General features: G+C 60.4%; 23 protein-coding genes. 10 read left to right on the forward strand and 13 right to left on the reverse strand.

What is annotated here, in order from left to right; translation table 11 throughout:
* Positions 1 to 13: 13 nt before the first annotated feature.
* The 10 genes from ACW9UO_RS17875 (at position 14) to ACW9UO_RS17920 (ending at position 10,774) form a co-directional block, all read left to right on the forward strand.
* A complete protein-coding gene (locus ACW9UO_RS17875) occupies positions 14 to 388 on the forward strand; it encodes an MmoB/DmpM family protein (RefSeq protein ID WP_457088877.1) in 375 nt (124 codons plus the stop codon).
* Between the two features lie 103 nt (positions 389 to 491).
* Positions 492 to 1,517, forward strand: coding sequence for an amidohydrolase family protein (locus ACW9UO_RS17880; protein WP_457088878.1), 1,026 nt, complete (start codon positions 492 to 494; stop codon positions 1,515 to 1,517).
* Between the two features lie 5 nt (positions 1,518 to 1,522).
* A complete protein-coding gene (locus tag ACW9UO_RS17885; protein ID WP_457088879.1) occupies positions 1,523 to 2,326 on the forward strand; it encodes an iron-sulfur cluster assembly protein in 804 nt (267 codons plus the stop codon).
* Between the two features lie 66 nt (positions 2,327 to 2,392).
* Positions 2,393 to 4,024, forward strand: coding sequence for a molecular chaperone GroEL (groEL, locus tag ACW9UO_RS17890; RefSeq protein WP_457088880.1), 1,632 nt, complete (start codon positions 2,393 to 2,395; stop codon positions 4,022 to 4,024).
* Between the two features lie 115 nt (positions 4,025 to 4,139).
* A complete protein-coding gene (locus ACW9UO_RS17895; protein ID WP_457088881.1) occupies positions 4,140 to 5,183 on the forward strand; it encodes an NAD(P)-dependent alcohol dehydrogenase in 1,044 nt (347 codons plus the stop codon).
* 102 nt (positions 5,184 to 5,285) lie between these two features.
* A complete protein-coding gene (locus tag ACW9UO_RS17900) occupies positions 5,286 to 5,681 on the forward strand; it encodes a VOC family protein (RefSeq protein WP_457088882.1) in 396 nt (131 codons plus the stop codon).
* 40 nt (positions 5,682 to 5,721) lie between these two features.
* On the forward strand, positions 5,722 to 6,246 hold the full coding sequence (locus tag ACW9UO_RS17905; RefSeq protein ID WP_457088883.1) for a Twin-arginine translocation pathway signal: 525 nt from the start codon (positions 5,722 to 5,724) through the stop codon (positions 6,244 to 6,246).
* A 15-nt stretch (positions 6,247 to 6,261) separates the two neighbouring features.
* The gene (locus ACW9UO_RS17910; protein WP_457088884.1) at positions 6,262 to 7,833 is read left to right on the forward strand and encodes a GMC family oxidoreductase; all 1,572 of its coding nucleotides are present in this window, start codon (positions 6,262 to 6,264) and stop codon (positions 7,831 to 7,833) included.
* A 391-nt stretch (positions 7,834 to 8,224) separates the two neighbouring features.
* A complete protein-coding gene (locus ACW9UO_RS17915; protein WP_457088885.1) occupies positions 8,225 to 8,713 on the forward strand; it encodes a hypothetical protein in 489 nt (162 codons plus the stop codon).
* Positions 8,714 to 8,938: 225 nt separating this feature from the next.
* Complete coding sequence (locus ACW9UO_RS17920) at positions 8,939 to 10,774, forward strand: sigma-54-dependent Fis family transcriptional regulator (protein ID WP_457088886.1); 1,836 nt, start codon at positions 8,939 to 8,941, stop codon at positions 10,772 to 10,774.
* A 27-nt stretch (positions 10,775 to 10,801) separates the two neighbouring features.
* On the opposite strand, the gene proC is transcribed toward ACW9UO_RS17920, so the two are convergent.
* The 13 genes from proC to ACW9UO_RS17985 all read right to left on the reverse strand — a co-directional run bounded on the left by proC (position 10,802) and on the right by ACW9UO_RS17985 (position 23,865).
* Positions 10,802 to 11,614, reverse strand: coding sequence for a pyrroline-5-carboxylate reductase (gene proC / locus ACW9UO_RS17925; RefSeq protein WP_457088887.1), 813 nt, complete (start codon positions 11,612 to 11,614; stop codon positions 10,802 to 10,804).
* Positions 11,611 to 12,537 carry an aminotransferase class IV gene (locus tag ACW9UO_RS17930; RefSeq protein WP_457088888.1) on the reverse strand — a complete coding sequence of 309 codons (927 nt, stop codon included), beginning with the start codon at positions 12,535 to 12,537 and terminating at the stop codon, positions 11,611 to 11,613. The genes proC and ACW9UO_RS17930 overlap by 4 nt, the downstream gene beginning before the upstream one ends.
* A gap of 26 nt (positions 12,538 to 12,563) precedes the next feature.
* Complete coding sequence (locus tag ACW9UO_RS17935; RefSeq protein ID WP_457088889.1) at positions 12,564 to 13,487, reverse strand: ornithine cyclodeaminase family protein; 924 nt, start codon at positions 13,485 to 13,487, stop codon at positions 12,564 to 12,566.
* On the reverse strand, positions 13,484 to 14,221 hold the full coding sequence (locus ACW9UO_RS17940; protein WP_457088692.1) for an amino acid ABC transporter ATP-binding protein: 738 nt from the start codon (positions 14,219 to 14,221) through the stop codon (positions 13,484 to 13,486). The genes ACW9UO_RS17935 and ACW9UO_RS17940 overlap by 4 nt, the downstream gene beginning before the upstream one ends.
* The gene (locus tag ACW9UO_RS17945) at positions 14,214 to 15,293 is read right to left on the reverse strand and encodes an amino acid ABC transporter permease (RefSeq protein ID WP_457088693.1); all 1,080 of its coding nucleotides are present in this window, start codon (positions 15,291 to 15,293) and stop codon (positions 14,214 to 14,216) included. Before ACW9UO_RS17945 ends, ACW9UO_RS17940 begins: the two co-directional genes overlap by 8 nt.
* Before the next feature lies 1 nt (position 15,294).
* On the reverse strand, positions 15,295 to 16,431 hold the full coding sequence (locus ACW9UO_RS17950; RefSeq protein WP_457088694.1) for an ABC transporter permease subunit: 1,137 nt from the start codon (positions 16,429 to 16,431) through the stop codon (positions 15,295 to 15,297).
* 57 nt (positions 16,432 to 16,488) lie between these two features.
* Positions 16,489 to 17,523, reverse strand: a complete 1,035-nt coding sequence (locus tag ACW9UO_RS17955; protein ID WP_457088695.1) for a transporter substrate-binding domain-containing protein — start codon at positions 17,521 to 17,523, stop codon at positions 16,489 to 16,491.
* 28 nt (positions 17,524 to 17,551) lie between these two features.
* Complete coding sequence (locus ACW9UO_RS17960) at positions 17,552 to 18,709, reverse strand: mandelate racemase/muconate lactonizing enzyme family protein (protein WP_457088696.1); 1,158 nt, start codon at positions 18,707 to 18,709, stop codon at positions 17,552 to 17,554.
* 1 nt (position 18,710) lies between these two features.
* Positions 18,711 to 19,499, reverse strand: coding sequence for a GntR family transcriptional regulator (locus tag ACW9UO_RS17965; RefSeq protein WP_457088697.1), 789 nt, complete (start codon positions 19,497 to 19,499; stop codon positions 18,711 to 18,713).
* Positions 19,500 to 19,869: 370 nt separating this feature from the next.
* Entirely contained in the window at positions 19,870 to 21,402 is a 1,533-nt protein-coding gene (locus ACW9UO_RS17970; RefSeq protein ID WP_457088698.1) for a tripartite tricarboxylate transporter permease, read from the reverse strand.
* Positions 21,402 to 21,884 carry a tripartite tricarboxylate transporter TctB family protein gene (locus ACW9UO_RS17975; protein WP_457088699.1) on the reverse strand — a complete coding sequence of 161 codons (483 nt, stop codon included), beginning with the start codon at positions 21,882 to 21,884 and terminating at the stop codon, positions 21,402 to 21,404. Before ACW9UO_RS17975 ends, ACW9UO_RS17970 begins: the two co-directional genes overlap by 1 nt.
* A gap of 70 nt (positions 21,885 to 21,954) precedes the next feature.
* Positions 21,955 to 22,935, reverse strand: a complete 981-nt coding sequence (locus ACW9UO_RS17980; protein ID WP_457088700.1) for a Bug family tripartite tricarboxylate transporter substrate binding protein — start codon at positions 22,933 to 22,935, stop codon at positions 21,955 to 21,957.
* Positions 22,936 to 23,241: 306 nt separating this feature from the next.
* On the reverse strand, positions 23,242 to 23,865 hold the full coding sequence (locus tag ACW9UO_RS17985) for a GntR family transcriptional regulator (protein WP_457088701.1): 624 nt from the start codon (positions 23,863 to 23,865) through the stop codon (positions 23,242 to 23,244).
* Between the last annotated feature and the right edge of the window lie 416 nt (positions 23,866 to 24,281).

The following is a 24,281-nucleotide window of genomic DNA, read 5'->3' on the forward strand; positions in this document are numbered from 1 at the left end:
AAGGAAATAGAAAATGTCTAGCATCGCGCGCAATGCGTCCAACCAGAACATCTTCAAATCTATGAAGGACATCGACCTGACCTCGCGCGAGGTCTCGCACCAATGCGGCGTCACCATGAACGACAGCGTAGAGGCCCGCGCCATCGCCGAGTTCATGGAAGAGAACGATCCCAAGGTCACCGTCACCTACAACCCGGCGACCATCCGCATCGATGGCGAGGGCAAGTTGATCTTCAAAATGGACGAGATCACCGAGTTCCTTGGCCGCGAAATGACTGCCGAAACCTTCGAGGTGAACACCTCTACCCACTACGGGCGGATGGTGCGGATCGACGACGAGACCGTGATCCTGTTCGGCGACATGAATGAGGTCATGGAATACATCTGATCGGCCCCGCGATCAGCACATGACCTAGTCCGGGGCCACGCTCCCCAAGCCACCACTGGCCCCGGACCCCAAAACCAACAAACGACATTTAAGGGAGGACACCATGTTCAAGACACCGGAAGGCAAAGAGGTTTTCGTACTCGACGGCCACACCCATTTCTGGGACGGCAGCCCCGAAAATCAGGCGAACGTTCACGGCAAGCAGTTCATTGATTGCTTTTACGCCTATCACACCAACCTCAGCCCGCCCGAAGAGCTGTGGGAGAAGGCCAAGTTCGACAAACAGTCCGAGGATGACATTTACCGCGATCTGTTTGTGGATGGCCCCAACGACATGGCGATCATCCAGACCACCGTGTTGAAGGATTTCTACAAGAACGGCTTTGGCTGTCTTGAGCGGTCAAACGAGATGGCCAAGCGCCACCCCGAGCGGTTTATCGTCAACGGTTCTTTCGATCCGCGCGATGGCGAAAAGGCGCTGGAATACATCCATTACATGAAGGAGACCTACGACATCTCCGGCGTGAAGATGTACACCGCCGAGTGGAATGGCGACAGCAAAGGCTGGGCGCTGAACGATCCGGCGGCTTACAAATGCTTTGAGCTTTGCGACAAACTCGGCATCAAGAACATCCACGTCCACAAAGGCCCGACGATCATCCCGCTGTCGAAAGATGCCTTCAGCGTCGATGACGTCGACTACGCCGCCACCGATTTCCAGAACCTCAACTGGATTGTCGAGCATTGCGGCCTGCCCCGCCTCGATGATTTCTGCTGGATCGCGACGCAGGAAACCAACGTCTATGCTGGCCTCGCCGTGGCGATGCCCTTCATCCACTCGCGCCCGCGCTATTTCGGCGAGATCATGGCCGAACTGCTGTGGTGGATTGGCGAAGACAAGATCCTGTTTGGCTCGGATTATGCAATCTGGACACCGAAGTGGCTGGTCGAGAAATTCTGGGACTATCAGATCCCCGAAGACATCTCGGCCGAGCGTGGCGGTGTGCAACTGACCGACGAGATCAAGGAGAAGATCCTCGGGCTGAACGCGGCCAAGCTTTACAACGTCGATGTCGAGGCAAAGCGCGCGCAGCTTGCCGGTGCCCCTGTCCAGATCGCGGCGGAGTAAGGGGGATGTTGGTCGCCAATCTTCAAAAGGAGCTAGAGCTTGAGGTGTGGCAATGCCTCGATGCGGTGACCGACCCGGAACTTGACGAGCCCATAACAGATATGGGTTTCGTCGAGCGGGTCGAAGTGACCGATGCCCGCCGGGTGGAAGTGGAGTTTCGCCTGCCAACCTATTGGTGTTCGCCGAATTTCGCGTTTCTCATGGCGTTCGGCATCCGCCGCGAGGTGATGGCCCTGCCTTGGGTTGTCGAGGCTGATGTGCAGCTGAACGACCATTGCTTTGGCGAAAAGGTCAACGAGGGCGTCAACAGCGGCGTGGAATTTCAGAAGGTCTTTGCGGACTACTGCGACGGCGCAAAGCTGGATGAGGTGATCGAAACCTTCCTCGCCAAAGCCTTTGATCGGCGTCAGGAAACCGTGCTTTTGGGGCTTCAATCGCTGGGCCACAAACCGGCTGACATCGTCTCGATGACGCTGGGCCAGTTGCGCCGGATCACCTTTACCGGCGAGGAAGAGTTGCGGCAATTGCCGCGCTATACCGAGCTGCTGGCGGTGCAGGGGCTGGCGTCTGAGGCACATGATCTGGCCTTCCCCACATGGGAGGGCGACGAGATCGAGACCCATGAGCTTAAGGCGCATCTGACCAAGCTGCGCAGCACCCGCATCAACATGGAGTTCAACGGCGCGCTGTGCCGGGGGCTTGCCAAGACGCGCTACAAAGAAGTCGAGATCGGGCCGGACGGGCCGATGCTGATCGATTTTATTGCCGGCCGCGTGCCGCCTCGGGAGGAGGCTGTGCGCCCCAGCTAAGACGCCGGGAACATTCACGAAAAATCGGAAGGCGCCCGAACATGGTTCGGCGCGAAGGAGGAAGTTATGGCTAAACTTATGGTACACGGCAAAGCGGCCCGCAATTGTCTGGCGCGCGGTGTTGCGCGGCTGGCGGCGGCGGTCGAACCCACCCTCGGCCCCAAGGGGCTTAACGCGATGGTGGATCGCCCGGTCGGCACGCCTTTGGTGACCCGCGATGGCGTCAGCATTGCATCCGAAATCGAACTGAGGGACCGGTTCGAGAATATGGGTGCGCAGGTGGTGCGCGAAGTATCGATGCAGACCAACGAAGTGGCCGGCGACGGCACCACCACCGCCATCGTTCTGGCCAATGCGCTGATCCAGCGCGGCGTTGACCTGACAGATAATGGCGCCAAACCGGTTGATCTGTGCAAGGGCATCGATCTGGCGGTGGCGCGGGTGGTCGATGCCATCGACGCCTCGTCGATCAGCTGCGACGATCATCCCGAATACCTCGAAGCGGTGGCGCGGGTGTCCTCGACCGATCCCAAACTGGGCGCTCTGGTCGCCGAAGCCTTTCGCCGGGTGGGCCGCGACGGGGTGATTTCCGCCGAATTCGGCGTCACCGTCGACACCACGATGGAGGTGGTCGAGGGCATGTCGTTTGAACGCGGCTACATCTCCCACCACATGGTCACCGACCGCGAGAATATGGAAGCGATCCTGCGCAATCCGTTGATCTTGTTGACGGATCAAAAGATCCTCAAGCCCGAGATCCTCGACAATGCCATCGCGATTGCCAACGGTGAAAACCGCCCGCTTCTGATCATCGCAGAAGAGATTGCGCCTGATGTGGTGGTGAAACTGCTCGAAAACGGCGGCGCGGGCAAATACCTGATCGTGCATCCGCCGGAATACGGCCACTGGCGCACCGCGATGATGGACGATCTGGCCATTCTGACCGGCGGCGAAGTGCTGGCCCGCGATCTTGGCAAAAAGATCGAAAATGTCACCCGCGCCCAGCTTGGCGGTGCGGAAACGGTGCGCGCCCATGCCTCTGGCACCTCGGTGCTGCGTGGCGAAGGCGACCCGGATGCCATCACAGCCCGGCGCAATCAGGTGCAGCGCCAGCATGACGTGGCCCCGCCCAACATCGACAAGGACAAGCTGCGCGAACGGCTCTCCAAACTCACTGGTGGCAGCGCGATCATCTATGCCGGTGGTTTCACCCCAGTTGAACAAAAGCGCACGATCCAGCTGGTCGAAGACGCGCTGTGTGCGGTGCAAGCCGCCGCCGAAGAGGGCGTTGTGGCCGGGGGCGGCACCGCGCTGGCGCAGATCGGGGATTGCCTCGATACGCTTGATGCGTTGGGCGACGTGGCCAAGGGCATCCAACTGGTCCGCTCGATCCTGACCGAGCCGGTGCGCCGTATCGCCCGCAACGCCGGTGCCGATGTTGCCGGGATCGCCCAGGCGGTGGCCGAAGCGCAAGTCGGCCACGGCTATAACGCGGCCACTGGGGCCTTTGGTAACATGTTCGAATTCGGCATCGTCGATCCCGCCCGCGTCTCGGCCAGCGCACTGGTCAATGCCGCCTCGGTGGCGACCCTGATCCTGACGACCGAAACGCTTGTTGGTGATCTTGAGGAAGGCGAGGCCGACCCGACAGCAGGCGCAGCGCTTGGCGGCGGTGCCGAGCTTTTGGGCCGGGCCTGACCGCGCGTCTTCCCGACCGGGCCGGTCCCTTTCGGGGCTGGCCCAAACAATCTCTGGATCAAACAAACTCTGGCCCAAACGAACTCTGGCCCGACCAGATTGAAGGAATGAGAACATGAAAGCAGCGAAACTCTACGAATACGATCCGGCGATGAACGTGCAACTGCGGATCGAAGACGTCAAAGCGCCCACCATCACCGCCCCCGATGAGGTGATCGTCAAGGTCGGCGCGGCCGGTCTGTGCCGCACCGATCTGCACATTATCGAAGGTGTGTGGAAGGATATTATGGACGTCGAGGGCGGGCTTTTGCCCTATACGATGGGCCACGAAAACGCCGGTTGGGTTGAGGATGTCGGCAGCAATGTCACCTCGGTCAAACCCGGCGATGCGGTGATCTGCCACCCGTTCAACAGCTGCGGCATCTGCCTCGGCTGCCGCTATGGCCACGACATGTATTGCGAACACGGCGCGTTTCCGGGGCTGGGGCAGGATGGCGGCTTTGCCGAGTATTTCAAGACCAAGGAAAGCTCGCTGATCAAGCTTAACACCGGCATCACGCCGCTGTCGGTCGCGCCGATGGCCGATGCCGGGATCACCGCCTACCGCGCCGCCAAAAAGGCCGCCAAACTGGTCAATCCCGGCGGCTATATCCTGCTTTTGGGCATTGGCGGGCTGGGTCATATCGCGCTTCAAGTGCTCAAACACACCTGCGGCGCGCGCATCATCGCGGTGGACCGCGAACCGGCGGCACAGGCGCTGGCCAAGGAACTGGGTGCCGATATCGTGCTCGACGGCGGCGACAACCTGATCGAAGAGGTTAAGGAACTGACCGGCGGCGGCGTGCATGTAGCGATTGATTTCGTTGGCGAACATGGCACCGAAAACACCTGCTGGAAGCTGCTGCGCCAGGGCGGCGAGCTGATCATGGTGGGCTATGGCGGCACCATCGAAGTGCCGACGCTGGAGTTGGTCGCCAATGAGATCAAGATCGGCGGCTCGCTGGTGGGCGAGTTTGTGGAACTGGTCGAGCTGATGGAGATGAACGCCGATGGTTTGGTGAAGATGCACCAGACCGAATACAGCCTCGCCAATATCAATCAGGCGATTTCCGACTTTAAGGATCGCAAGTTCACCGGGCGGGGCGTGATCGTTCCCTGATCTCCTGCCCGGCTCCCGGGGGCGCATTGCGCGCCTCATCCTGCGGCGGGTTTCCTTCCGGCCCGCCGCAGACCCCAACCCAACTTACACGCCGAGGATGCCATGGCCAAAGCACTTCACTCCATGATCCGCGTGCTCGACGAGCAGCGATCCGTTGATTTTTACCGCGTCGCCTTTGGGCTGACAGTGGCGGAGCGTATCGATTTTGACGGCTTCACGCTGGTCTATCTGTCCAATGACGAAGCCGCATTTGAACTTGAACTGACGGTCAACAAAGGCACCACAGAGCCGTATGATCTGGGCAATGGCTATGGCCACTTCGCCTTTTGCGTCAGCGATATTGACGCTGAACATGCGCGGTTTGAGGCCGCCGGTTTTGCCCCCCGAAAGCTGGTCGATTTCCAACACGACGGCAAAACCCTCGCCCGGTTTTTCTTTGTCAAAGACCCGGACGGCTATGAAATCGAGGTGCTGCAACGCGGCGGCCGGTTCCGCTGACCCCCGACATAGCACCCCATTCCAAGGAGGAGAGGACATCATGACACTGCAAAAACACACCATGACGCGCCGCCAGCTTCTGTCACGCAGCGCTCTTTGCGGCGCGAGCTTTGCGATTGGCGCGGGCTTTGTGGCGGGCCGGGCCGAGGCGGCCAATTGGGCCATCGAGGTGGCGCATCTCAAACCCGAAACCATGGCGACCCTGATCCAGATGGCGCGCGATATTTATCCGCACGATCAGGTGGCCGATAAGTTCTATGCCATCGCTGTCAAAGGCTATGACACCGCCGAAGCAGCCGAGGGCATCGAGGCCGGTGTGGCTATGATCAACGAGGCTGCCAAGAGCGTCGGCTATGCCCGCTATCTTGATATCGGCTGGGAGCGTGACCGCGTCGACCTGCTGCGCACGATGGAGGAAAACGCGTTTTTCCAACAGATCCGCGGCGGTCTTGTGACCGGACTTTACAACCAAAAAGCCGTCTGGCCGATCTTTGGCTACGAAGGCGAAAGCTTTTCCGAGGGCGGTTACATCGACCGTGGCTTCGACGACATCAACTGGCTTTGAGGAAGGGGTGAGAACATGAGTGCACCATTTGAGCTGAGCGATGACAACGTCGTTGTCGTGATCGGAACTGGCGCCGGTGGCGGCGTGCTGGCCAATGAATTGGCGCAAAAAGGCGTGAGCGTTGTCGCGCTGGAAGCGGGCGGGCGGTATCTGCCCGACGACTATATCAACGATGAATGGGAGAGTTTCGGGCAGTTGGCCTGGACCGATCCGCGCACCACATCGGGCGATTGGCGCGTGGCCAAGGATTTCTCGGGCCTGCCCGCCTGGATCGTCAAGGCGGTTGGCGGCACCACCACTCACTGGGCCGGGGCGTCGCTGCGGTTTCAGGATCATGAGTGGAAGGCGCTGACCAACTATGGCGCGGTCGACGGGGCCAACCTTTTGGACTGGCCAATCGATCCGCGCGAGATGGACGATTACTACACCAAGGCTGAAAACAAACTGGGCGTGACCCGCACAGGTGGCCGCGCCGGGCTTCCGGGCAACAACAATTACAAGGTGTTTGAAAGCGGGGCCAAGGCGCTGGGCTATGAGCAGGTCCACACCGGGCGGATGGCGATCAATTCGGCGGATGGCGATGACCGCCCTGCCTGCCAACAAACCGGGTTCTGTTTTCAAGGCTGCAAATTCGGGGCCAAGTGGTCGGCCGCGTACACCGACATTCCGCGCGGCGAGGCGACTGGCAATCTTGAAGTGCGCGAGCGCTGCCATGTCATGCGGATCGAACACGATGCTGAGGGCAAGGTCTCGAGCGTGGTGTATGTCGATGCCGACGGCAACCAGCAGGAGCAGAAGGCGCGCGTGGTTTGCGTAGCCGGCAACTCGATTGAAAGCCCGCGGCTGTTGCTCAATTCCGCCTCCGCCATGTTCCCCGACGGGTTGGCCAACAGCTCGGGCCAGGTCGGGCGCAACTATCTGCGCCACGTCACCGGATCGGTTTATGCGGTGTTCGACCAACCGGTGCGGATGTGGCGCGGCACGACGATGGCCGGGATCATTCAGGACGAAGCCAAACACGATCCCGCGCGCGGATTTGTCGGCGGCTACGAGCTTGAGACCCTGTCGCTGGGCCTGCCGTTTATGGCCGCCTTCCTTGACCCCGGCGCATGGGGGCGCGAATTTACCACCGCGCTTGACCACTATGAAAACATGGCCGGAATGTGGATCGTCGGCGAGGATATGCCGCAAGAAAGCAACCGCGTGACCCTGAGCCCCGATGTGACGGATCAACACGGAATGGCGGCGGCCAATGTGCATTTCGACGACCACCCCAACGATGTCGCGATGCGCGCGCACGCCTATAAACAAGGCATCGCGGTCTATGAAGCGGTGGGGGCCACGCGCGTCTTTCCCACGCCGCCGTACCCGTCGACCCACAATCTTGGTACCAATCGGATGTCGGCCAAAGCGGCGGATGGCGTCGTCAACAGCCACGGCCAATCGCATGACATCGCCAATCTGTTTGTCTCGGACGGCAGCCAATTCACCACTGGCGCGGCGGAAAATCCGACGCTGACCATCGTGGCACTGGCGATCCGACAGGCCGATTTCATTGCGGGCGAGTTGAGCCGCAAAGCGCTCTGACTATAAGCCAATGCCACTACACAAACTCCCGTTGACCCGCTTTTGGCGGGTCGACGTAGCAAAACCAAACCGAAGCAATTTAACAAAGGAGGGCCGCGATAGACCAAGACGAAGACCGCTGAACGGACCGGCCTTTTGGGAGAAGGGCGCGCCGTGCACGCGATAACCGTAAGAAAAGCCTCTGCAAAACAGCTTGGGTGCAAAGCGCACACTCTCGCGATGGCATGCAGAGGCGAAGGGGCGTTCAGCCGATGGGTCTCTTGGGATTTTTGCCCTCGAAACGCTGTGCGGCGCCCAACAAAAACAAAGCTCTACGACCCCTCTACGACCCTAAAGAATTGGCGTCCGGCGAGCTTACCTGTTAACTTTTGCGCACGGGAGGAAACCAGTGGTGGATATTTTTTCGAAACGCGATGGACCGCGTCTCGAAGACGTGAAGGCCAAACGTCTTTTGAACGAAAATGCAGGCACGATCCGGCGACTTGCGGATCAGATCAGCAACGGCGGCTATTCCAAGATGCAGGCCGATCAGGCGCGCAGACAGGAAAAACCAAAACCCGACGGTCTGATCATCCATGATCTGAAGGTCCGGGTTTCAAGCGATGTGCCAGAGCCTTACGTCAAGGTCAGCCTGAACAATCGTGTGGTGCAGGTGGATAGATCGACCGGCCGTCAGATGCAAATGCTGGGTGAAATCCGCGGCAACTTCATGTCGAAACATTTCGTTCTGGCAACGCAGGAAAACGGGTTCCTGTCCCCTCTGAGCGGCGATATGCTTGAGGCTATTGGGCATCTTGATGGGGCCGACATGACGGGCGACGGCGCGGAGCGCCAACTTGCGGCGCAGCTTGACGCGCTGCTTGTGCCTCGCGACGAATGAGATGTAACACCGCGCTTTCCCTCAATAGACCACAAGGGTACGTTATCGGGCCGCATCTTTGGTCCGATTCAAAATAGCGAGAGGGTCGATCGAGTGCCACGAAGAACCAGCTATTCGGAGAATGACACCCGCGAGGCGTGGGAAAGGTTTGTGTCCCCCGCCAAGACTGACGACACGCAGCCGCCAAAGGTCAGGAAAGAAATCCTGAGCTCTTGGCAGCGCAGCATGGAGTCCGGTGTCGATGCCGCAAGCCTCGCGTCGCGCAACGTGTGTGACGGGGACCAGATCTATCTGCGCCGCGAACGCAACGCGGCGCTGCGCAGGGCGGCTTCGGCTGCCTTCAAACGGTTGGAACCTCACCTGCGCGAGGCGAAAACCATTCTGATCCTGGCCGATGATCAAGGCGTTATCATCGATGCCATCGGCGACGAACATGTGCTGGACGAGGGTCAGGAAATCCATCTTCAGCTTGGCGGCGACTGGAGCGAAAAGACCATTGGCACCAATGGCATAGGGACCGCTCTTAAGACCGGAAAACCCGCCTATGTGCACGCCTCCGAACATTTTGCCGAGGGCGTTCAGGCCTGGACCTGCGCCGGCGCACCGATCCTTGATCCGTTCACCCAAGCCATCATCGGGGTTGTTGATCTGTCGGGTCCGCCGCAAATTTTCCGCCAGCACAATGTTGCATTGGTGCTGGCCGCCGCGCGCGAGATCGAGATTGCCTTGGCTGAACAGACCCAGGTGGAACGCACGCAATTGCTCGAAGCGTTTTTCGTGTCGGAGTATTTTCGCACCCACCACAGCGTGGTGCTGGTCGATCAATCCGGGCGCGTTCTGTTTCGCCGCGGTTTTGTCGAAAGCCAACTGCAACGCGCCAAGGAATTGTCGGTCGGTCACAAGCTCTTGCCCAAGCTGGCGGGCCTGTCCGATCAGGACATTCCCAAGCTTCTGCCGCTCAGCGTTGAGGCAGAGGGCATCGAACGTCTCAAGCTTGATGGCGAGAGCCGGGGTTTGGCGCTTTTCCTGCGCGACACCAGCACTTCGGGCCGCAAGACTGGCGAGACCTGCACTATAAAACCGCGCGCCAATGTATCCGAGCGTGACATCCACATCGTGGGGTCTTCGCCGAAAATGGCCGAGGCCATCGGGCTGGCGGAACGTGCGGCGCGGGCGAATATTTCGGTGCTGATCCACGGGGAAACCGGTGTCGGCAAAGAGCTGTTTGCGCGGCTGATCCACAGCCGGATGCCCGACGCCAATGCGCCTTATGTCCCGGTCAACTGTGCCGCGATTTCCAGCGATCTGATCGGAGCCGAGCTGTTTGGCTATTCCGAAGGTGCCTTTACCGGCGCGGTGCGCGGCGGGCGCAAAGGCAAGTTTGAGCAGGCCAACAAGGGCGTCCTGTGCCTTGATGAAATCGGCGATATGCCGATCGAATTGCAGCCCTATCTGCTGCGGGCGTTGGAGCAGCGCGCGATCTATCGGATGGGCGACAACCAGCGGCGTCCGGTCGATGTGCGTCTGGTTGCGATGACCAACCGCGACTTGCGACAGGAGATCGAAAAAGGCAATTTCCGCCGCGATCTGTTTTATCGCATCGGCGTGATCACCATCGAAGTGCCCCCCCTGCGCGACCGCGGCAACGACGTCGCGGAGCTCGTTGAGTATTTCTCGCAACATTACGCCGAAGAAACCGCCCGCCCGCCGATGACATTCACCGAGAGAGCGCTTGAGTTCCTCTCGCAATATCAATGGCCTGGCAATGTGCGCGAGCTGCGTAATGTGGTGCACCGCTGCTATCTTATCAAGAACGACAATCTGGTGACGGAACGGGACTTGCCACCGGAAATCGTTGCGAATTTCGAAGGCAGTGACGAAGATTCACTTGAGCACATCCTTGGCGGCCATTCCGGCGATCTCGAAAGCATCGAAGCGAGCGCCATTCGGCGGACAATCGTGGCCGAGAACGGCAATCTCACCAAGGTCGCGCAGGTGCTGGGGATTTCGCGCCCGACGCTATATCGCAAGATGAACCGCTATCGTATCCGCAAGGATTGACCCGGCTCAGGTCCTTAAGAATGCCGCCTAAGGCTTGCTCAGCTCAATGCTCCGGTCGCGCGACGCGGACGCGGCTTTTGCCATCAGGTCGGACAGCCCGCTGCCCTCTGCCATCAGGTGTTTCAGCGCCTCGGCTGTGGTGCCGCCTTTTGAGGTGACAGCGCGGCGCAAGTCGCCCGCCTCGCTGCCGGTTTCACGCATCATTGCGCCTGCGCCAGCGATGGTGTGCACCGCGAGGGTCGCGGCCAAATCTGTCGGCAACCCCATGTCCACACCCGCTTTTGTCATGGCTTCGGCCATCGCAAACACATAGGCCGGGCCAGAGCCAGAGATGCCGGTCACCGCGTGCATTTGCGCCTCGTCTTCCAGCGCGATGCCGACGCCAACAGCGTTGAACAGGTCGGCGACAAGCGCGCTTTGGGCGGCGCTGACATTGGCGTTGCAGGCGAAAACAGTCACGCCGGCACCTACGGCGGCAGGCAGGTTGGGCATCGCGCGGGCCACCGGGGTTTTCGCGCCGAACACCGCCTCGTAATAGGCCAGCGGTGCGCCGGTGGCGATGGTCACAACGATGGTCTCGCCGTCGCCAAACTGCGCCAGCGGCGGCAACACCTCGGCGAGCACCTGCGGCTTGGTCGCGATGACCAAAACCGCAGGATTGTCCGGCAGTTCTTTATTCAGGTGAAACCCGGTCTGCGCCTTGAGCCAGTCCGAGGGGCTCGGGTCTTGCACATGGATCGCCTCAGGGTCAACGCCGCTGGCAAGCCAGCCCTCCAGCAGCGCCTTGCCCATGAAACCGCAGCCGATCACGACCATGCCGCGTTGGTTGATCGCCTTCACAATGTGGCCCCGGTGTCGGCGCGGATCAGGTCTTTGTAGAGCGCCTGAATGCGTTCCATCACTGGGCGGTCGCCGGTGCCGATGGCCTTGCCATCAATGGTGCCGACGGGCGTTTGCGCGCCAAAGGTGCCGGTCATGAACGCCTCGTCGGCGCTATAGGTTTCGTACAGCGAATAGTTGCGCTCATAGACTGGGATGTCGTTGGCTTTGCACAGGTCGATCACCTTTTGGCGGGTCACACCGGCCATGCAATAATCTCCGGTCGAGGTCCAAACCGCGCCTTTGCGCACGATGAAGAAGTTGCAGGCGTTGGTGGTGTTCACAAAGCCATGCGGATCGAGCATCAGCGCCTCATCTGCGCCCACCTGCTGGGCCTGAATGCAGGCCAGCACACAGTTCAGCTTGGAGTGGCTGTTGTACTTGGCATCTTGGCTCATCGGCAGGCCCCGCACCTGGGGCACGGTGGCCAGGTGGATGCCGCGCGATTGCAGGGTGGCGGAGGGTTTGGAATGCTCCATGATGATCACCAGCGTCGGGCCGGTGCGGCTGAGCGAGGGGTGCTGATACGGTTTGGCCTTTTTGCCACGGGTCAGCATCAGGCGGCAATGGGCGTTTTCGATCATGCCGTTGGCCGCGGCCGTCTGGGTCAGCGCGTCGAGAATGCCGGCGCGGTCCATACCTACGTCCAGTGACACCGCGTGGCAGGAGCCAAAGAAGCGGTCCATATGCTCGTCAAAGAACGCCCATTTGCCGTTGTAAAGCCGCATCCCTTCCCACATGCCATCGCCGAGCATGAAGCCGCTGTCATAAACCGAGACTTTGGCCTCGTCGCGGTGCACGATCTCGCCGTTCACATAGACCTTGGTGTCAAGGTTGCGGGGATCTTCTTCGGCATCATGCGAGGTTTGTTTTTCATCCAACATGGGGATAATCCTTATTCAACAGGGTATTAGTCGGCGTCGCCAAGGATGGCAAAGGCGGTCATCAGATCGAGATGCGCCCCGCCGCCATTCTTAAAAACGGTGATATCGTCGGGGCCGGTGCGTCCTGCGTGGCCCGCGTTCAATTGGTAGAAATCGGCCAGAACATCGGCCTCGGTGATCGCGCCGCTTTTGAGCGGGATCTTGAGTTCGCCGATGTGGTGCAGCGTGGTGTTGCGGCTGTCGACAAAGATCCGCGCCTTTTGCAGCAGAGCATCGTCGGCCTCGCGCATCTCGGCGCGGAAAGCTCCGATTAGGTCGACATGGGTGCCGGGGCTGATCCAGTCGCCGTGCAGCACGGGCGTGCTCGACATCGTGGCGGTGACGACAATGTCGGCCTGCGCGGCGGCAGCGGGAAGGTCAGTCACCGCCTCAACCGGCAAGCCGCTGGCCGCAAGCTTCTCCGCCAGTGCGCTGGCTTTTTCGGCGGTGCGGTTCCACAGTTGGATACGCTCGAGACCGGGGAAAATCTGGCGATAGGCGGCGGCGACGTTGCGGGCCACCTGCCCTGCCCCCAGAATAAGCAGCGTTTTGCTGTCTTTGCGCGCCAGATACCGCGCACCAAGGGCGGAATCCGAGGCGGTTTTCAGATCCGTCACCAAGGCGCTGTCGATGGTGGCGATCAGCGCACCGGCCTTGTCCTCGAACACCAGCATCGCGCCCTGCACCGTTGGCAGGCCGCGTTTGGCATTTTCGGCCATGACGGTCACGCTTTTGACGCCATAGCCCAACCCTTCAATCCACGCCGCCCGGCTCAGCAGCGTGTGACCGGGCGGGCCGAGGAAGACGTCTTCGATATGCGCCGGCGGCATGCGGTGGCCCGCGTCGATGGCATCGACGATCCGGGTCCAGTCGATCTTTTCGCCGTAGGAGGCGCGGGTCACAAGTTTCATCGCTGTACTGCCTTCATAAAATCGCGGGTGATTGGGTGGGACGGCGCGGTAAACATCTGTTCCGCCGTGCCTTCTTCGACAATGCGCCCCTCGGCCATCAAGATAACCCGGTCGGCCACGGCGCGGGCAAAGCCCATCTCGTGGGTAACGCAGATGATGGTCATGTCCTCGCGCGCAAGCGCCTGCATCACGTCGAGCACCTCCGAGATCATTTCCGGGTCAAGCGCCGAGGTCGGTTCGTCAAACAGCATGATCTTCGGCTTGAGGCAAAGCGCGCGCGCCAGTGCAACCCGCTGTTGTTGTCCGCCGGACAGCTGATCGGGGAATTTCGTGGCGTGCTCCTCCACCCGCATCTTGGCCAGTTGTGCGCGCGCCTCTTGGGTGGCGGCGGCGCGGTCTTTGCCAATCGCGCGGATCTGCGGCAGCACGCAGTTTTCCAGAATTGTCAGATGCGGGAACAGGTTGAAGTTCTGAAACACCATGCCAACCTGCTTGCGCACCAGATTGCACAAATGCCTGTCGTCGCCCACCGCAAGGCCCAGCACCTCGACCGTGCCCGAGGCATAGGTTTCCAACCCGTTGATGCAGCGGATCAGGGTGGATTTCCCCGACCCCGACGGCCCGCAAATCACCAGCGTCTGGCCATCGGGCACATCAAGGCTGACGTCGCGCAGAGCGTGGTAATCGCCGTAATACTTGTCGACGGATTGAATGTGGATTGCGGGATCAGCCATGTCCAAGCCTCATGCGGGTTTCCAGCCAAGCCCCGTAACGCGACAGGCCAAAGACGAAGATGAAGTAGATGAAGGCGAGGAAAATATAGACCTCGACATATTGATTGCCCCATTCGCCAGTGCCGATGGCGGCATTGCCCGAAGCCATCAACTCAAAGAACCCAACGAAGGTCACGATCGAGGTTTCCTTGAAGGTGATCACCGCTTGGTTGATCGTCGAGGGCAGCGTGTTGCGAAACGCCTGCGGCAGCAGGATGTCGACCACGAGCGACCAATAGGGCATCCCCAGCGCGACAGCGGCCTCTTCTTGCCCCGCCGAAGTGGATTGCAGCCCGGCGCGAATAATCTCGGCCTGATAGGCGGCAAAGAACACCGCAAAGGCCACCACCACGCGCATCAGCTTGTTGCCCTGCAACGCCTCAGGCGCGATCAGCGGCACCACAACGGCCGCGGCAAACAGGATCGTCAACAGCGGCAAGGAGCGCACGAAATCGATCAGCAGGCCAAAGGCTTTGGCAATCACCGGCAAGTCAGAGCGCCGCGCCAGCGCGAACAGCACCGCCAAGGGCATGCCGATCACAAACACCGCCGAAAAGATGAACAGGGTCAGCGCCAGCCCGCCCCATTGCTCGGATGTGACCAGCGGCATATTCAAGAACCCGCCGCGCATCAGCAATACAAAGGTGGCAAAGCCGCCGACCCAAAGCACCGGTATCCGCCGGATCGACCAGAACATCGGGAGGCACGACAGCACCATCGTGACGATGATAACGAGGCAGGCAAGCGTCGAGCGCCATTGCTCGGCGTAGGGGTACAAGCCGAACATGATCAGCCGCCCCCGGCTTTCGATCACGGCCCAACAGGCACCCGCGTCATAGGTGCATTGATCGCGGTTCTCGAGCCGAAAGATCGCATCGAAGATCGCCCAGTCGACAAGCGACAGGATCAACCAGACGATCAGCGCGCCGAAGGCGAGCGACATCACTCCATCGAGCTTGGTGGCAAAGAAGTTGCGGCGCAGCTTGGCGACAAAGCCCGCGGCCTGCTCCGGATTGGTGAGGGCAAGGCTCATCTCAACTTCTCCCCTTGATCTTGATCCGCTCGTTGATCGCGTTCATCACAAAGGCAATCGAGTAGTTGAGCACAATGAACCCACCCATCAACAGCGCCAAAAGCTCGAGCGTCTGGCCGCTTTGGTTGATTGAGGTCGAGATGACGGCGAAATAGTCGGGGAAGCCGACGGCAAGGCCGACAGTGGTCGCCTTCATCAGCCAGACATATTGATTGGTCAGCGACGGCAGCGCGGCCCGCAGTGCCAGCGGCACGAGGATCAAGCGGTTGATCTGAAAGCTGCTGAGGCCCAGGGCGCGCCCGGCTTCAAGCTTGCCCCGGCCGACCGAGATCAACCCGCCGCGCAGGATCTCACCGATATAGGCGGCCCCGAACAGCACGAGGCCGACGACAAGCGCTGTCATTTCCGGCTTGAGCGTCACACCCCCGGCGATGCGCAGACCTTTGAGCTGCGGCAGCGACAGGATCGGCGCGCCCGGCTCATGGCCGAGCACAGCCAGCGTCACAAACAACAGGGCCACCCCGCCAAGACCGACACCCAGCCGGATCGCGCGCGCCACCCTGTCGCGTGTCAGCCACAGCCAAAGACCGGCCGCGACGACGCCAAGCGCCAGATAGACAAGGCCGTTTTCCATCAACGTAAAGCTGGGCAAAACAATGCCGCGGTTTGACAACATCGCAAAGCCCGCAAGGCTGTGCGCCTCTTTCGGGCCGGGCAAATGGGTCAGCACCGCGTACCAAAAGAACACCTGCAACACGACAGGCACATTGCGAAACACCTCAACATAGGTGGTGCCAATCAGCCGCGACAGCGTGTTGGTCGACACCCGCAACAGCGCAAGGATCACCCCAAGGATCGAGGCAAAGAACAGCGTCAGAAAGCCAACAAGCATGGTGTTGAGCAGCCCGGCAAAGATGATCCGCGCATAGGTCGACCGCGCGCTGACTTCGATCACCGAAAAGTTGATCGGCCAGCCGGTGGTGCGTTCGAGAAAGGTGAACCCGGTGGCGATGCCTTGGGCGACGATATTGCGCTGTGTGGTCACGACAAGGCCAACAGTCACCAGCACAATAAGGGCGATGAACCCGGCCTGAAGGGCCACCCGTCTGAAGCGGCGTGATGCGAGGATCTTTTGCATAAATGCTTTTCCGACTAAAGGAAGAGCCGCCCGCGGTGGGCGGCTCTTCGACTTCGGTTAGTCCAGAACCAGCGGGTACAGAACGCCGCCGTTGTTCCACAGATTGTTAAGCCCGCGCGGCAGTTTATAGCGCGACCCTTCGCCAACGGTGCGGTCATAGATTTCGCCGTAGTTGCCGACGGTCTTGATCACATTATAGGCCCAGTCATCGCTCAGCCCCATGCGCTCGCCCACACCGGGGGTCACGCCCAGCAGCCGCTCGATGGTTGGCGACGGCGGGTTGGCTTTCATCTCGTCGACATTGGCTTGGGTGATGCCGCTTTCCTCGGCCATCAGCAGGGCGCTGACCATCCAGTTGATGACATCAAGGAAGTCGTCCTGACCCTGACGGACCACAATGCCTTCGGGCTCAAGCTTCATCACGTCGCCAAGAATTGTGAAGGCTTCCGGGTCGGGGGCGTTGACGCGAGTGGCCGACAGGAAGGGGCCGAAGCCCGCGATGGCATCGCAGCGGCCGTTGTAAAACGCCGCGCGTAGCTCTTCGCCCTTTTCAAAGGCCAGCGGTTCATACGACACACCGTTGACTTCCATATAATCCGCAAGAACCCGTTCAACCGTGGTGCCCGCGTTGACGCAGAACACGCCGCCGTCAAGATCTTGAATGGTTTCGGCGCCAAGCTCGGTCTTGGCCATCGTGTAGAACGGGCCAATGAAATAGGGGCGCGAGAATTGCAGGCCCAGGTCGGTGTCGCGCGATTGCGTCCAGCCAGTGACCTTGATGATCACGTCCACATCGCCCGATTGCAGCGCCGGAAACCGTTGGGCAAAGCTGACGGGAATGACCTGAAGCTTGTCGGGGCTGCCCAGGATCGCGGTGGCCAGCGCCTTGCAGAATTCGATGTCAAAGCCCTGCCATGCGCCTTCGCCGTCCACTTCGGCAAAGCCCAGATAGCTGCCGTTGTGGCCGGTGCAGAGCAGGCTGTCGCGCTCTTTGATGGTGTCGAGCAGGTTGGCCTCTTGCGCGCTGGCGGCCGTGGCACCGGACAGCATAAGCGCCGCAGCGCTCGCAAGTTTGAGTAGGGAATGGGTCATTGGTTTCTCCGTCTGTGGGTGTGTGGGATCATGGCCGCTTGTGCGGTTCTTGGAACGCAACTGGCGCGTTCTTGTTGTGCGGTGCCGCGCGCTGTGGGTCTGGCAGGGAAACCCCAAAGCCGGGGGTCGCAGGCAGGGTGAATTTGCGCGGATCAAAGCCCTCTGGCCCCAACCCGAAATCGTTGAAGAACACACGGTGCACGCTGTGATATTCCACATGCGCCACCAGCGGTTCGGCGGCGGCAATATGGCAGGCGGCCATCAAGGCCACGCCGGTTGACGACACCTCAAGCGACAGCCTTGTGTCGGTGCCACTGCACAGGTTTGCGAGCGCGCGCACGCCGGTCACGCCGCCACTGGCAATCGGGGCGGTTTGCAGAAAGGCGACGCGCGCCTCATGCACCAACAGCGCGTGCACCTCGCGGCGGTACTCCGCCTCAAGCGCCATCACCGGCACGCCCGCGCGCGACAATTCGGCCATACCGGCGATGTCATACGCCTTGAGCGGCGATTGAAACGCCTCGATCCGGCCTTGGGGCAGCGCCTCGTAAATCGCGCGCGCCTCTGTCGCCGTGTAGGAATACACCCCGTCGATGATCAACCGGGCTTCGGGCGGCAGCGCGCTTAGAACGGCGTTGACGCGCGCAAGGTCTTCGGAGATCGACAGACCGCCGATCTTCATCTTGCTGAGGGGAAACCCCTGCGCGGCAAATCCGGCCATCTCGCGGGCAAGATCTTGATCGCTCTTACCCTCCCCATAAAGCCCGCCGCTGGCATAGAGCGATACCGCGCCGCTGCCCGTCGCGTTAAGCGCCTGCCACAGCGGCAGATTGCTCTGCCGGCTGCGCAAATCCCAAACCGCGAGGTCAATGCCCGACAGCGCCGAGAGCAATATCCCGTGCCGCGCGGTCAATGTGGCGCGGTCAATCAAACGGGCGGCAATGCCCTCGACATCCGACAGTTCCGCGCCTTCGAAATGCGGCAAAACCTCGGTGCGCAGAAAGGCCAGCAAGGCATCCGGCGCGGCATCGAAACACCAGCATTCGCCAAGACCGGCGTTGCCCGCGTCATCTTCCAAAACCACGAAAACCGCGTGTTTTACCGTCCAGCGGATCGCCGGGTTCCACAGTTTGCCGCCAATGTCATTGGCATGGGTCGCAAGGGTGGCACGGGCGATGCGGGGCATGTCAGCCCCCCGCTTTCGGGGTCACGGCGGGCGGGTTGCCGATGTCAAAACTGTCGTCGGGCACATGGTTGAGCGCGGCAAGAAAGCGGTCGTGAAACTGCATCGAGTGGGCGTGCGCGATGGCGTCGGCCTGCTGAATGTCCTGCGCCTCAATCGCATCAACAAAGTCATGGTGCTGGTCGCGCATCACATGTTTGCGGTTGGCCGCGTCCAGAAACCGCACGTGGATATGCAGCAAACGGCGCGCCTCGGACAGCAGCACCCTGTAGGGCCGGATCACATAAGGATTGCGCCCGGCCTCGGCGACGCCGACGTGAAAGGCAAAGTTCGCCTGCATGATCTGCAGTGCGTCAGTCTCTTCGACATAGAGGTTAAAGGCGTCCGCCAGTGCGCGCAGCCGGGTGATATCCTCATCCGTTCGGTTCTGCGCGGCAAGCCGGGTCGCAAGTCTTTGCTGCACGTCAAGCGCTTGAATGAACTCGGGAAAATGCGTGAGGTCAACCGGCGCAACGATGGTAGATCGGTTGGGCAGCCGCTGCGCCAGCCGGTTCGACGTGAGCCGATACAGCGCCTCGCGAATGGGCGAACGCGACACCGAAAACCGCTTGGACAGGCTGACCTCGTCGAGCGGCGAACCGGGTTCAAGCGTCAGCGTTAGGATCTCATCGCGCAGGATGTCGTGGATTTCAGACGAGGCAAGCCCGCGCTGGTAGGGTTTGGTCAGTTTTTCCGCAGTCACGCTGAACTCCCCCACTTGCTCGGCGCGCCCGAGCGACTCGCCGTGTTTCATCTTGCGTACATCATGTATGCAAGATTGAGCAAGCTGACTGTGCCAAAATCGCAGCATCCGCCTTGAGACCCCGAAAAACCGCCCAATAAACAGGCAAGTCGGGTGTGGTTGCTCATGGATTAGATTGTTGTGGCCCTTTCGTCGGCGGGCCAGCCGTGGCTGTCGTTGCGCTTTGCCAGTCTGGCGAACTGCGTGACCGGTGCCGAACAGGGTCACATACCAATGGAACTGCCAACTTGGTTGCAATGTGGCGTGGGCAGACTGTGCAATACCGGATGGAGATTCCAGCGCGCAAAAGGGCTTGCGCGATAGCGTAAGGGCGGCACTGGGCCGCCCTCTTCGCACCTCAAAATCGCAGTTTATCTTTCATTCATATTTCCGCGATATCTTTGCCGGGAATAGGTTTCTTCCGGCGAAACAGGATGGCGTAGACGAACAAGCCGGTCAGAACGATGAAAAACAGACTGTCGGGACTGGTCAGGAACACCATCGGATTGTTGTCACTAAGGGACAGCGACCGCCTTAGGTATTGCTCCAGATCCGGCCCCAAGATGAAGCCCAGCAAGAGGGAGACCGTCGAATAGCCAAGTTTGCGCATGAAAAAGGCCAGCACGCCGAAAATCACCGCCAAAGCCATCTGGAACACCGAATAGGTGGCAACATAGCTGCCGACGAGGGCGACCACAGCAATCGCGCTGTACAAAAGCCCCTTGGGGATCGACACGATCCGCACGAAATACGGCCCCAGAAGGAACAGCGTCAGCGGGATCAACACCAGCGCGCTGACAAACAGCGATGCGAACATCGGTGCCAAAAGCTCGGCCTGTCCATCCAACAGCCGCGGCCCGGGTTGCAACCCGTTGATGACCAGCACGCCCAGCACCACCGCCGTCGTCGGATCGCCGGGAATGCCGAACATCAGCATCGGCACAAAGGCCCCGCCACACATCGCGTTGTTGCCGGATTCCGCTGCGGCGATGCCCTGGCGCGAGCCTTTGCCGTATTCCTCTGGCTTGTGAGAGCTGCCACGCGCCATGGCATAAGACACGAAAGCCGCCATCGAACCACCCGCGCCGGGCAAAATCCCGATGCCATAGCCGATGAAGGCACTTTTGATATAGGTCAGCACCCCGATGTCGCGGATCTCGGACAGGGGCGGCAGAAAATCGCGGCGACGGATTTTGATGTCTTTGGCCTTGTCCAATGTGTCGCTCAGCGAGGACCGCCAGTTTTGCGCCTGGATCAATACCTCGCTGATCGCAAAGGCACCAATCACCACAGGCATCAGGTCGATGCCCTGTACAAGCGTTTCGGTGCCGAAAGTAAAGCGCGGCACCGGTTGCAGCACGTCGATCCCGATGGTGGCCAGCATCACGCCCAGCAGCGTCGCGACCAATCCTTTGGCCATCGCGCCCCTGTCAACGATGATGATCACCACCAGCGCAAACAGCACCAATGCGAATTTGCCCGGAGTGCGGATCAGCAGCGAAATATCCGCCGCCACCGGCATAAAGGCCATCAGCAACACCGCCCCGATGCCGCCGCCGATCATCGAACCAAGCGCGGCATGGCCCAACGCATTCGCCCCCTTACCCCGGCGCATCAGGGCATTGCCCTCGACCGCTGTCATCATCGACGAAGGCGCGCCGGGAATGTTGATCGTGGTTGCGGTGATCGAGCCGGAATACATCCCGGCCATGAAAATCGACGCGCTCATCACCAGCGCCGGCACGACATCGATGGTGTAGGTGATCGGCAAAAGCAAAGCGATCGCAAGGACCGAAGTCAGGCCGGGCATGGCCCCGAAAAAGGTGCCGACCAGAAAGCCGATCACCATGAAAGCCAGAACCTCGGGATCGGCCAGTTCCAGAAAGCCGCCGGCAAAGATGCTCAGGGTTTCCATTACAACAGGTCTCCGATCAATGTGGGCAGGCGCACGCCGAATATCCCGGCGAACAGCCCGTAAAATGCCGCGACCACGCCCAGCACATACAGCGCAAAGATCAGAGGCCGCCCGGTCTCAAACCGGAAAACGCGGAACAAGATCGCCACAAACAGCGCCGTCGACAGGGCATATCCCAACGGGCGAAACAGCCAGATGTAGCCCGCGGTCGCGATCACCACCAAAACCGGGAGCAACAAATCGGCAGCCTCATTCGTCTCGGCCAACGGCGCGGGTTGGCGCAGTTCGTTCACCAGAACGGCCAAAACAGCGGCATACATCAAGCCCGCGATCAGCATCGGAAAATGCTGCGGGCCCATTTCGCCTTCGGGGGTGAATTGCGCGCGGATGTTGAACGCTGCCGCGAAATAGATCGTGGTGAGCACCAACAGGATAAGGGGAAAGAGCACCCCCAGCCGTAGCACGCCCGCTTTGCCGCTCATGGCGGGCCCTCCTGACAAGGCAGGCACCCGGGGGGTTTGCCCGGTGCCCACGATTGTGAATGGCAAACGCCTATTTCGACAGAACACCGGTTTCGACCAGCGCATCCATCTTGTCGAACAACACGCCAGAGGCCTCGGCGGCCCATTCCGTTACCGCGTCAGACCCGATCCAGTCCGGGGTTACGCCGACTTTGGCGACCCAATCCTGAAACTCATCGCTGTCAAAGGCCGCCTTATACGCGCCCTCAATAGTGGCAACCGCGTCGTCGGGGGTGCCAGCCGGAGCCGCGATGACGATAAAGCTGCCGTTTGACAGGTTGACGCCTTCGTCTTTGGCCAGAGGCACATCATAGGTCGGGTTCGGCGCGTCGCCGAATTCCACAAGGCCGCGGGTGGTGACATCTTCGAGCAGGCCGGCAAAATCGCCAAGGCTGGTGATCACCACGTCAACTTCGTCGGAAAGGATCGCCTCTTTCTGTGGGGCCGCGCCGCCAGGGTAGGAGATAATCTTGAACTCGGTGTCAGTCATTTCTTGCAATTGCAGCAAGGTCAAATGGATGCGCCCGCCAAGGTTCTGGATGCCGATGCGCACCTGGCCCGGATCGGCCTTGGCTGCGGCCACCAGATCATCAAGCGTGGCAAAATCGGAAGTGGCATCGACGATAATCGCATCCGGTTCGCTGGTGATCCGGGCGATCAGCTTGAGTTTGTCCATCTTGTAAGTCGGCAGCATGCCTTGCCACGGCACGGTCACAACGCTGTCATAGGTCAGCGCGCCGATGGTGTGGCCGTCCGCCCGCGACGTCATCAACTGACCAACGCCAGTGGCGCTGATGCCGCCTTCGATGTTTTCGACATACATGCCCGCACCGTTCAGCTCGGTTTCCGCGATGGTCGTGATTTTACGCACGATCCCGTCGGTGCCGCCGCCCGCGCCCCACGGCACGATGACGCGAATGTCACGGCTCGGGAAGTCAGCGGCCGTGGCGGCAAGCGGTGTCAGAACCGTGGCCAGCGCCGCCGCGGCGGTCAGAAGTGTACGTCTGTGCATTTGATGTCTCCTCCAGATTTCAAGACGGCCCCCTCGCCACGCGTCACCAAGAGTGACCCGCGCTGTGCCCGCCTTCCCGAAATGGGACCTGTTCAGCCCTCTCCGGGGGTCGTGAACAGTGATTGGCCGGCATGTACCGACCCAACTCATATATTACTATATTAGAGATTTTTGTTTAGCAAGTTGCATCTTTCGCGACACCTCAAAGGGCGGCGCGTGGCTTGGACGATCCTACTAAGGGAACGGTGTGAAAACCGCGATACCGGGGCAAATGCCTCGGCAGCGCGTTACGTTTCCAGGTAATTCTCAGGCAAAGACATCGGCATTGGCGGCGCGCAGAACTTCGACCCAGTCGGGCGTTTTGCGCAGGTGGGTGCGCATCGCCGCCACCGCCGCCTCTTCGTCGCAGGCCGCGATTCCCTCGATGATCTCGACGTGCCCTGCGAGGATCGACTGGATCTTGGCGGGCGAATGCACCTGCAACCGCCGCACCCGATCAAGATGCCCGGCTTTGGAGCGGATCAGCTGGTGCAGATTGCCACGGTCCAACCCGTCAAACAGCACCCGATGCAGGTATTCATCGAGCTCGTGAAACAGCCGCATCTGCAAGCCTTCATTGGCAAGAGATTGCTGCATTTCCAGCACCGCGCGGGCTTTGACAACGGTTTCTGGTGCCCCTTTACGGGCCAAATGGCGCACAACCTCGGTTTCCAAAGCGGTTCGCAGGAAATTAGCCTCGTGGACCAAAGCCACATCAATCCGCGTCACTATAGTGCGCGATTGGGGGAAAATCTGGATCAGACCGTCCTGCTCCAACCGTTGAAACGCGTCACGCAGCGGGGTCTGACTTACCTGATATTTCGCGGCCAACTCCGTGCGCAGCAGGCTGGTTCCGGGCGGCAATTCCAGCGACAATATCCGCTGGCGCAAGTCGTCATATATCCGGCCCGACGCGGAAACACGTGCGCGGGGCTCACTGCTTCGTACCAAATCAAACGCAGCTTTTACGGACATATCGCAACACCTTCTTCTACCAGCACGGGGCCGTCAATTCGACTTAGACCGACAGATTGACCCGCCGCACAGTCATATATTTGCCACAAGCTGCGCGCTTTTCCCATGACCATCACGCAAATGGGCCGTAGCTCGTGAGATGTTCACCCATGCCAACGCTCAGGTTTCCCGCCCCCATCTCAGAATAGGCTGGAAATCGCCCCCTTTTCAAATTAATATATTAGTGTAGATGATGAACTGAGTTGAAATCGCTTGATCGGGCGGCGCCCAATTGCGCTTTCACCCCCGAACCAAGGCCAACCCGACCAATCGTACCACACCCCTTTCGCACC

Source organism: Marinovum sedimenti (genome assembly GCF_054052205.1).

What these genes read in the sequence shown, in the direction of transcription:
- ACW9UO_RS17875 (WP_457088877.1), top strand. Translation starts at nt 14, where the DNA reads ATGTCTAGCATCGCGCGCAATGCGTCCAACCAGAACATCTTCAAATCT.
- ACW9UO_RS17910 (WP_457088884.1), top strand. Translation starts at nt 6,262, where the DNA reads ATGAGTGCACCATTTGAGCTGAGCGATGACAACGTCGTTGTCGTGATC.
- ACW9UO_RS17900 (WP_457088882.1), top strand. Translation starts at nt 5,286, where the DNA reads ATGGCCAAAGCACTTCACTCCATGATCCGCGTGCTCGACGAGCAGCGA.
- ACW9UO_RS17950 (WP_457088694.1), bottom strand. Translation starts at nt 16,431, where the DNA reads ATGCAAAAGATCCTCGCATCACGCCGCTTCAGACGGGTGGCCCTTCAG.
- ACW9UO_RS17920 (WP_457088886.1), top strand. Translation starts at nt 8,939, where the DNA reads ATGGAGTCCGGTGTCGATGCCGCAAGCCTCGCGTCGCGCAACGTGTGT.
- ACW9UO_RS17970 (WP_457088698.1), bottom strand. Translation starts at nt 21,402, where the DNA reads ATGGAAACCCTGAGCATCTTTGCCGGCGGCTTTCTGGAACTGGCCGAT.
- ACW9UO_RS17930 (WP_457088888.1), bottom strand. Translation starts at nt 12,537, where the DNA reads ATGTTGGATGAAAAACAAACCTCGCATGATGCCGAAGAAGATCCCCGC.
- ACW9UO_RS17905 (WP_457088883.1), top strand. Translation starts at nt 5,722, where the DNA reads ATGACACTGCAAAAACACACCATGACGCGCCGCCAGCTTCTGTCACGC.
- ACW9UO_RS17980 (WP_457088700.1), bottom strand. Translation starts at nt 22,935, where the DNA reads ATGCACAGACGTACACTTCTGACCGCCGCGGCGGCGCTGGCCACGGTT.
- ACW9UO_RS17895 (WP_457088881.1), top strand. Translation starts at nt 4,140, where the DNA reads ATGAAAGCAGCGAAACTCTACGAATACGATCCGGCGATGAACGTGCAA.
- ACW9UO_RS17880 (WP_457088878.1), top strand. Translation starts at nt 492, where the DNA reads ATGTTCAAGACACCGGAAGGCAAAGAGGTTTTCGTACTCGACGGCCAC.
- groEL (WP_457088880.1), top strand. Translation starts at nt 2,393, where the DNA reads ATGGCTAAACTTATGGTACACGGCAAAGCGGCCCGCAATTGTCTGGCG.
- ACW9UO_RS17885 (WP_457088879.1), top strand. Translation starts at nt 1,523, where the DNA reads ATGTTGGTCGCCAATCTTCAAAAGGAGCTAGAGCTTGAGGTGTGGCAA.
- ACW9UO_RS17935 (WP_457088889.1), bottom strand. Translation starts at nt 13,487, where the DNA reads ATGAAACTTGTGACCCGCGCCTCCTACGGCGAAAAGATCGACTGGACC.
- ACW9UO_RS17965 (WP_457088697.1), bottom strand. Translation starts at nt 19,499, where the DNA reads ATGAAACACGGCGAGTCGCTCGGGCGCGCCGAGCAAGTGGGGGAGTTC.
- ACW9UO_RS17975 (WP_457088699.1), bottom strand. Translation starts at nt 21,884, where the DNA reads ATGAGCGGCAAAGCGGGCGTGCTACGGCTGGGGGTGCTCTTTCCCCTT.
- ACW9UO_RS17940 (WP_457088692.1), bottom strand. Translation starts at nt 14,221, where the DNA reads ATGGCTGATCCCGCAATCCACATTCAATCCGTCGACAAGTATTACGGC.
- ACW9UO_RS17945 (WP_457088693.1), bottom strand. Translation starts at nt 15,293, where the DNA reads ATGAGCCTTGCCCTCACCAATCCGGAGCAGGCCGCGGGCTTTGTCGCC.
- ACW9UO_RS17955 (WP_457088695.1), bottom strand. Translation starts at nt 17,523, where the DNA reads ATGACCCATTCCCTACTCAAACTTGCGAGCGCTGCGGCGCTTATGCTG.
- ACW9UO_RS17960 (WP_457088696.1), bottom strand. Translation starts at nt 18,709, where the DNA reads ATGCCCCGCATCGCCCGTGCCACCCTTGCGACCCATGCCAATGACATT.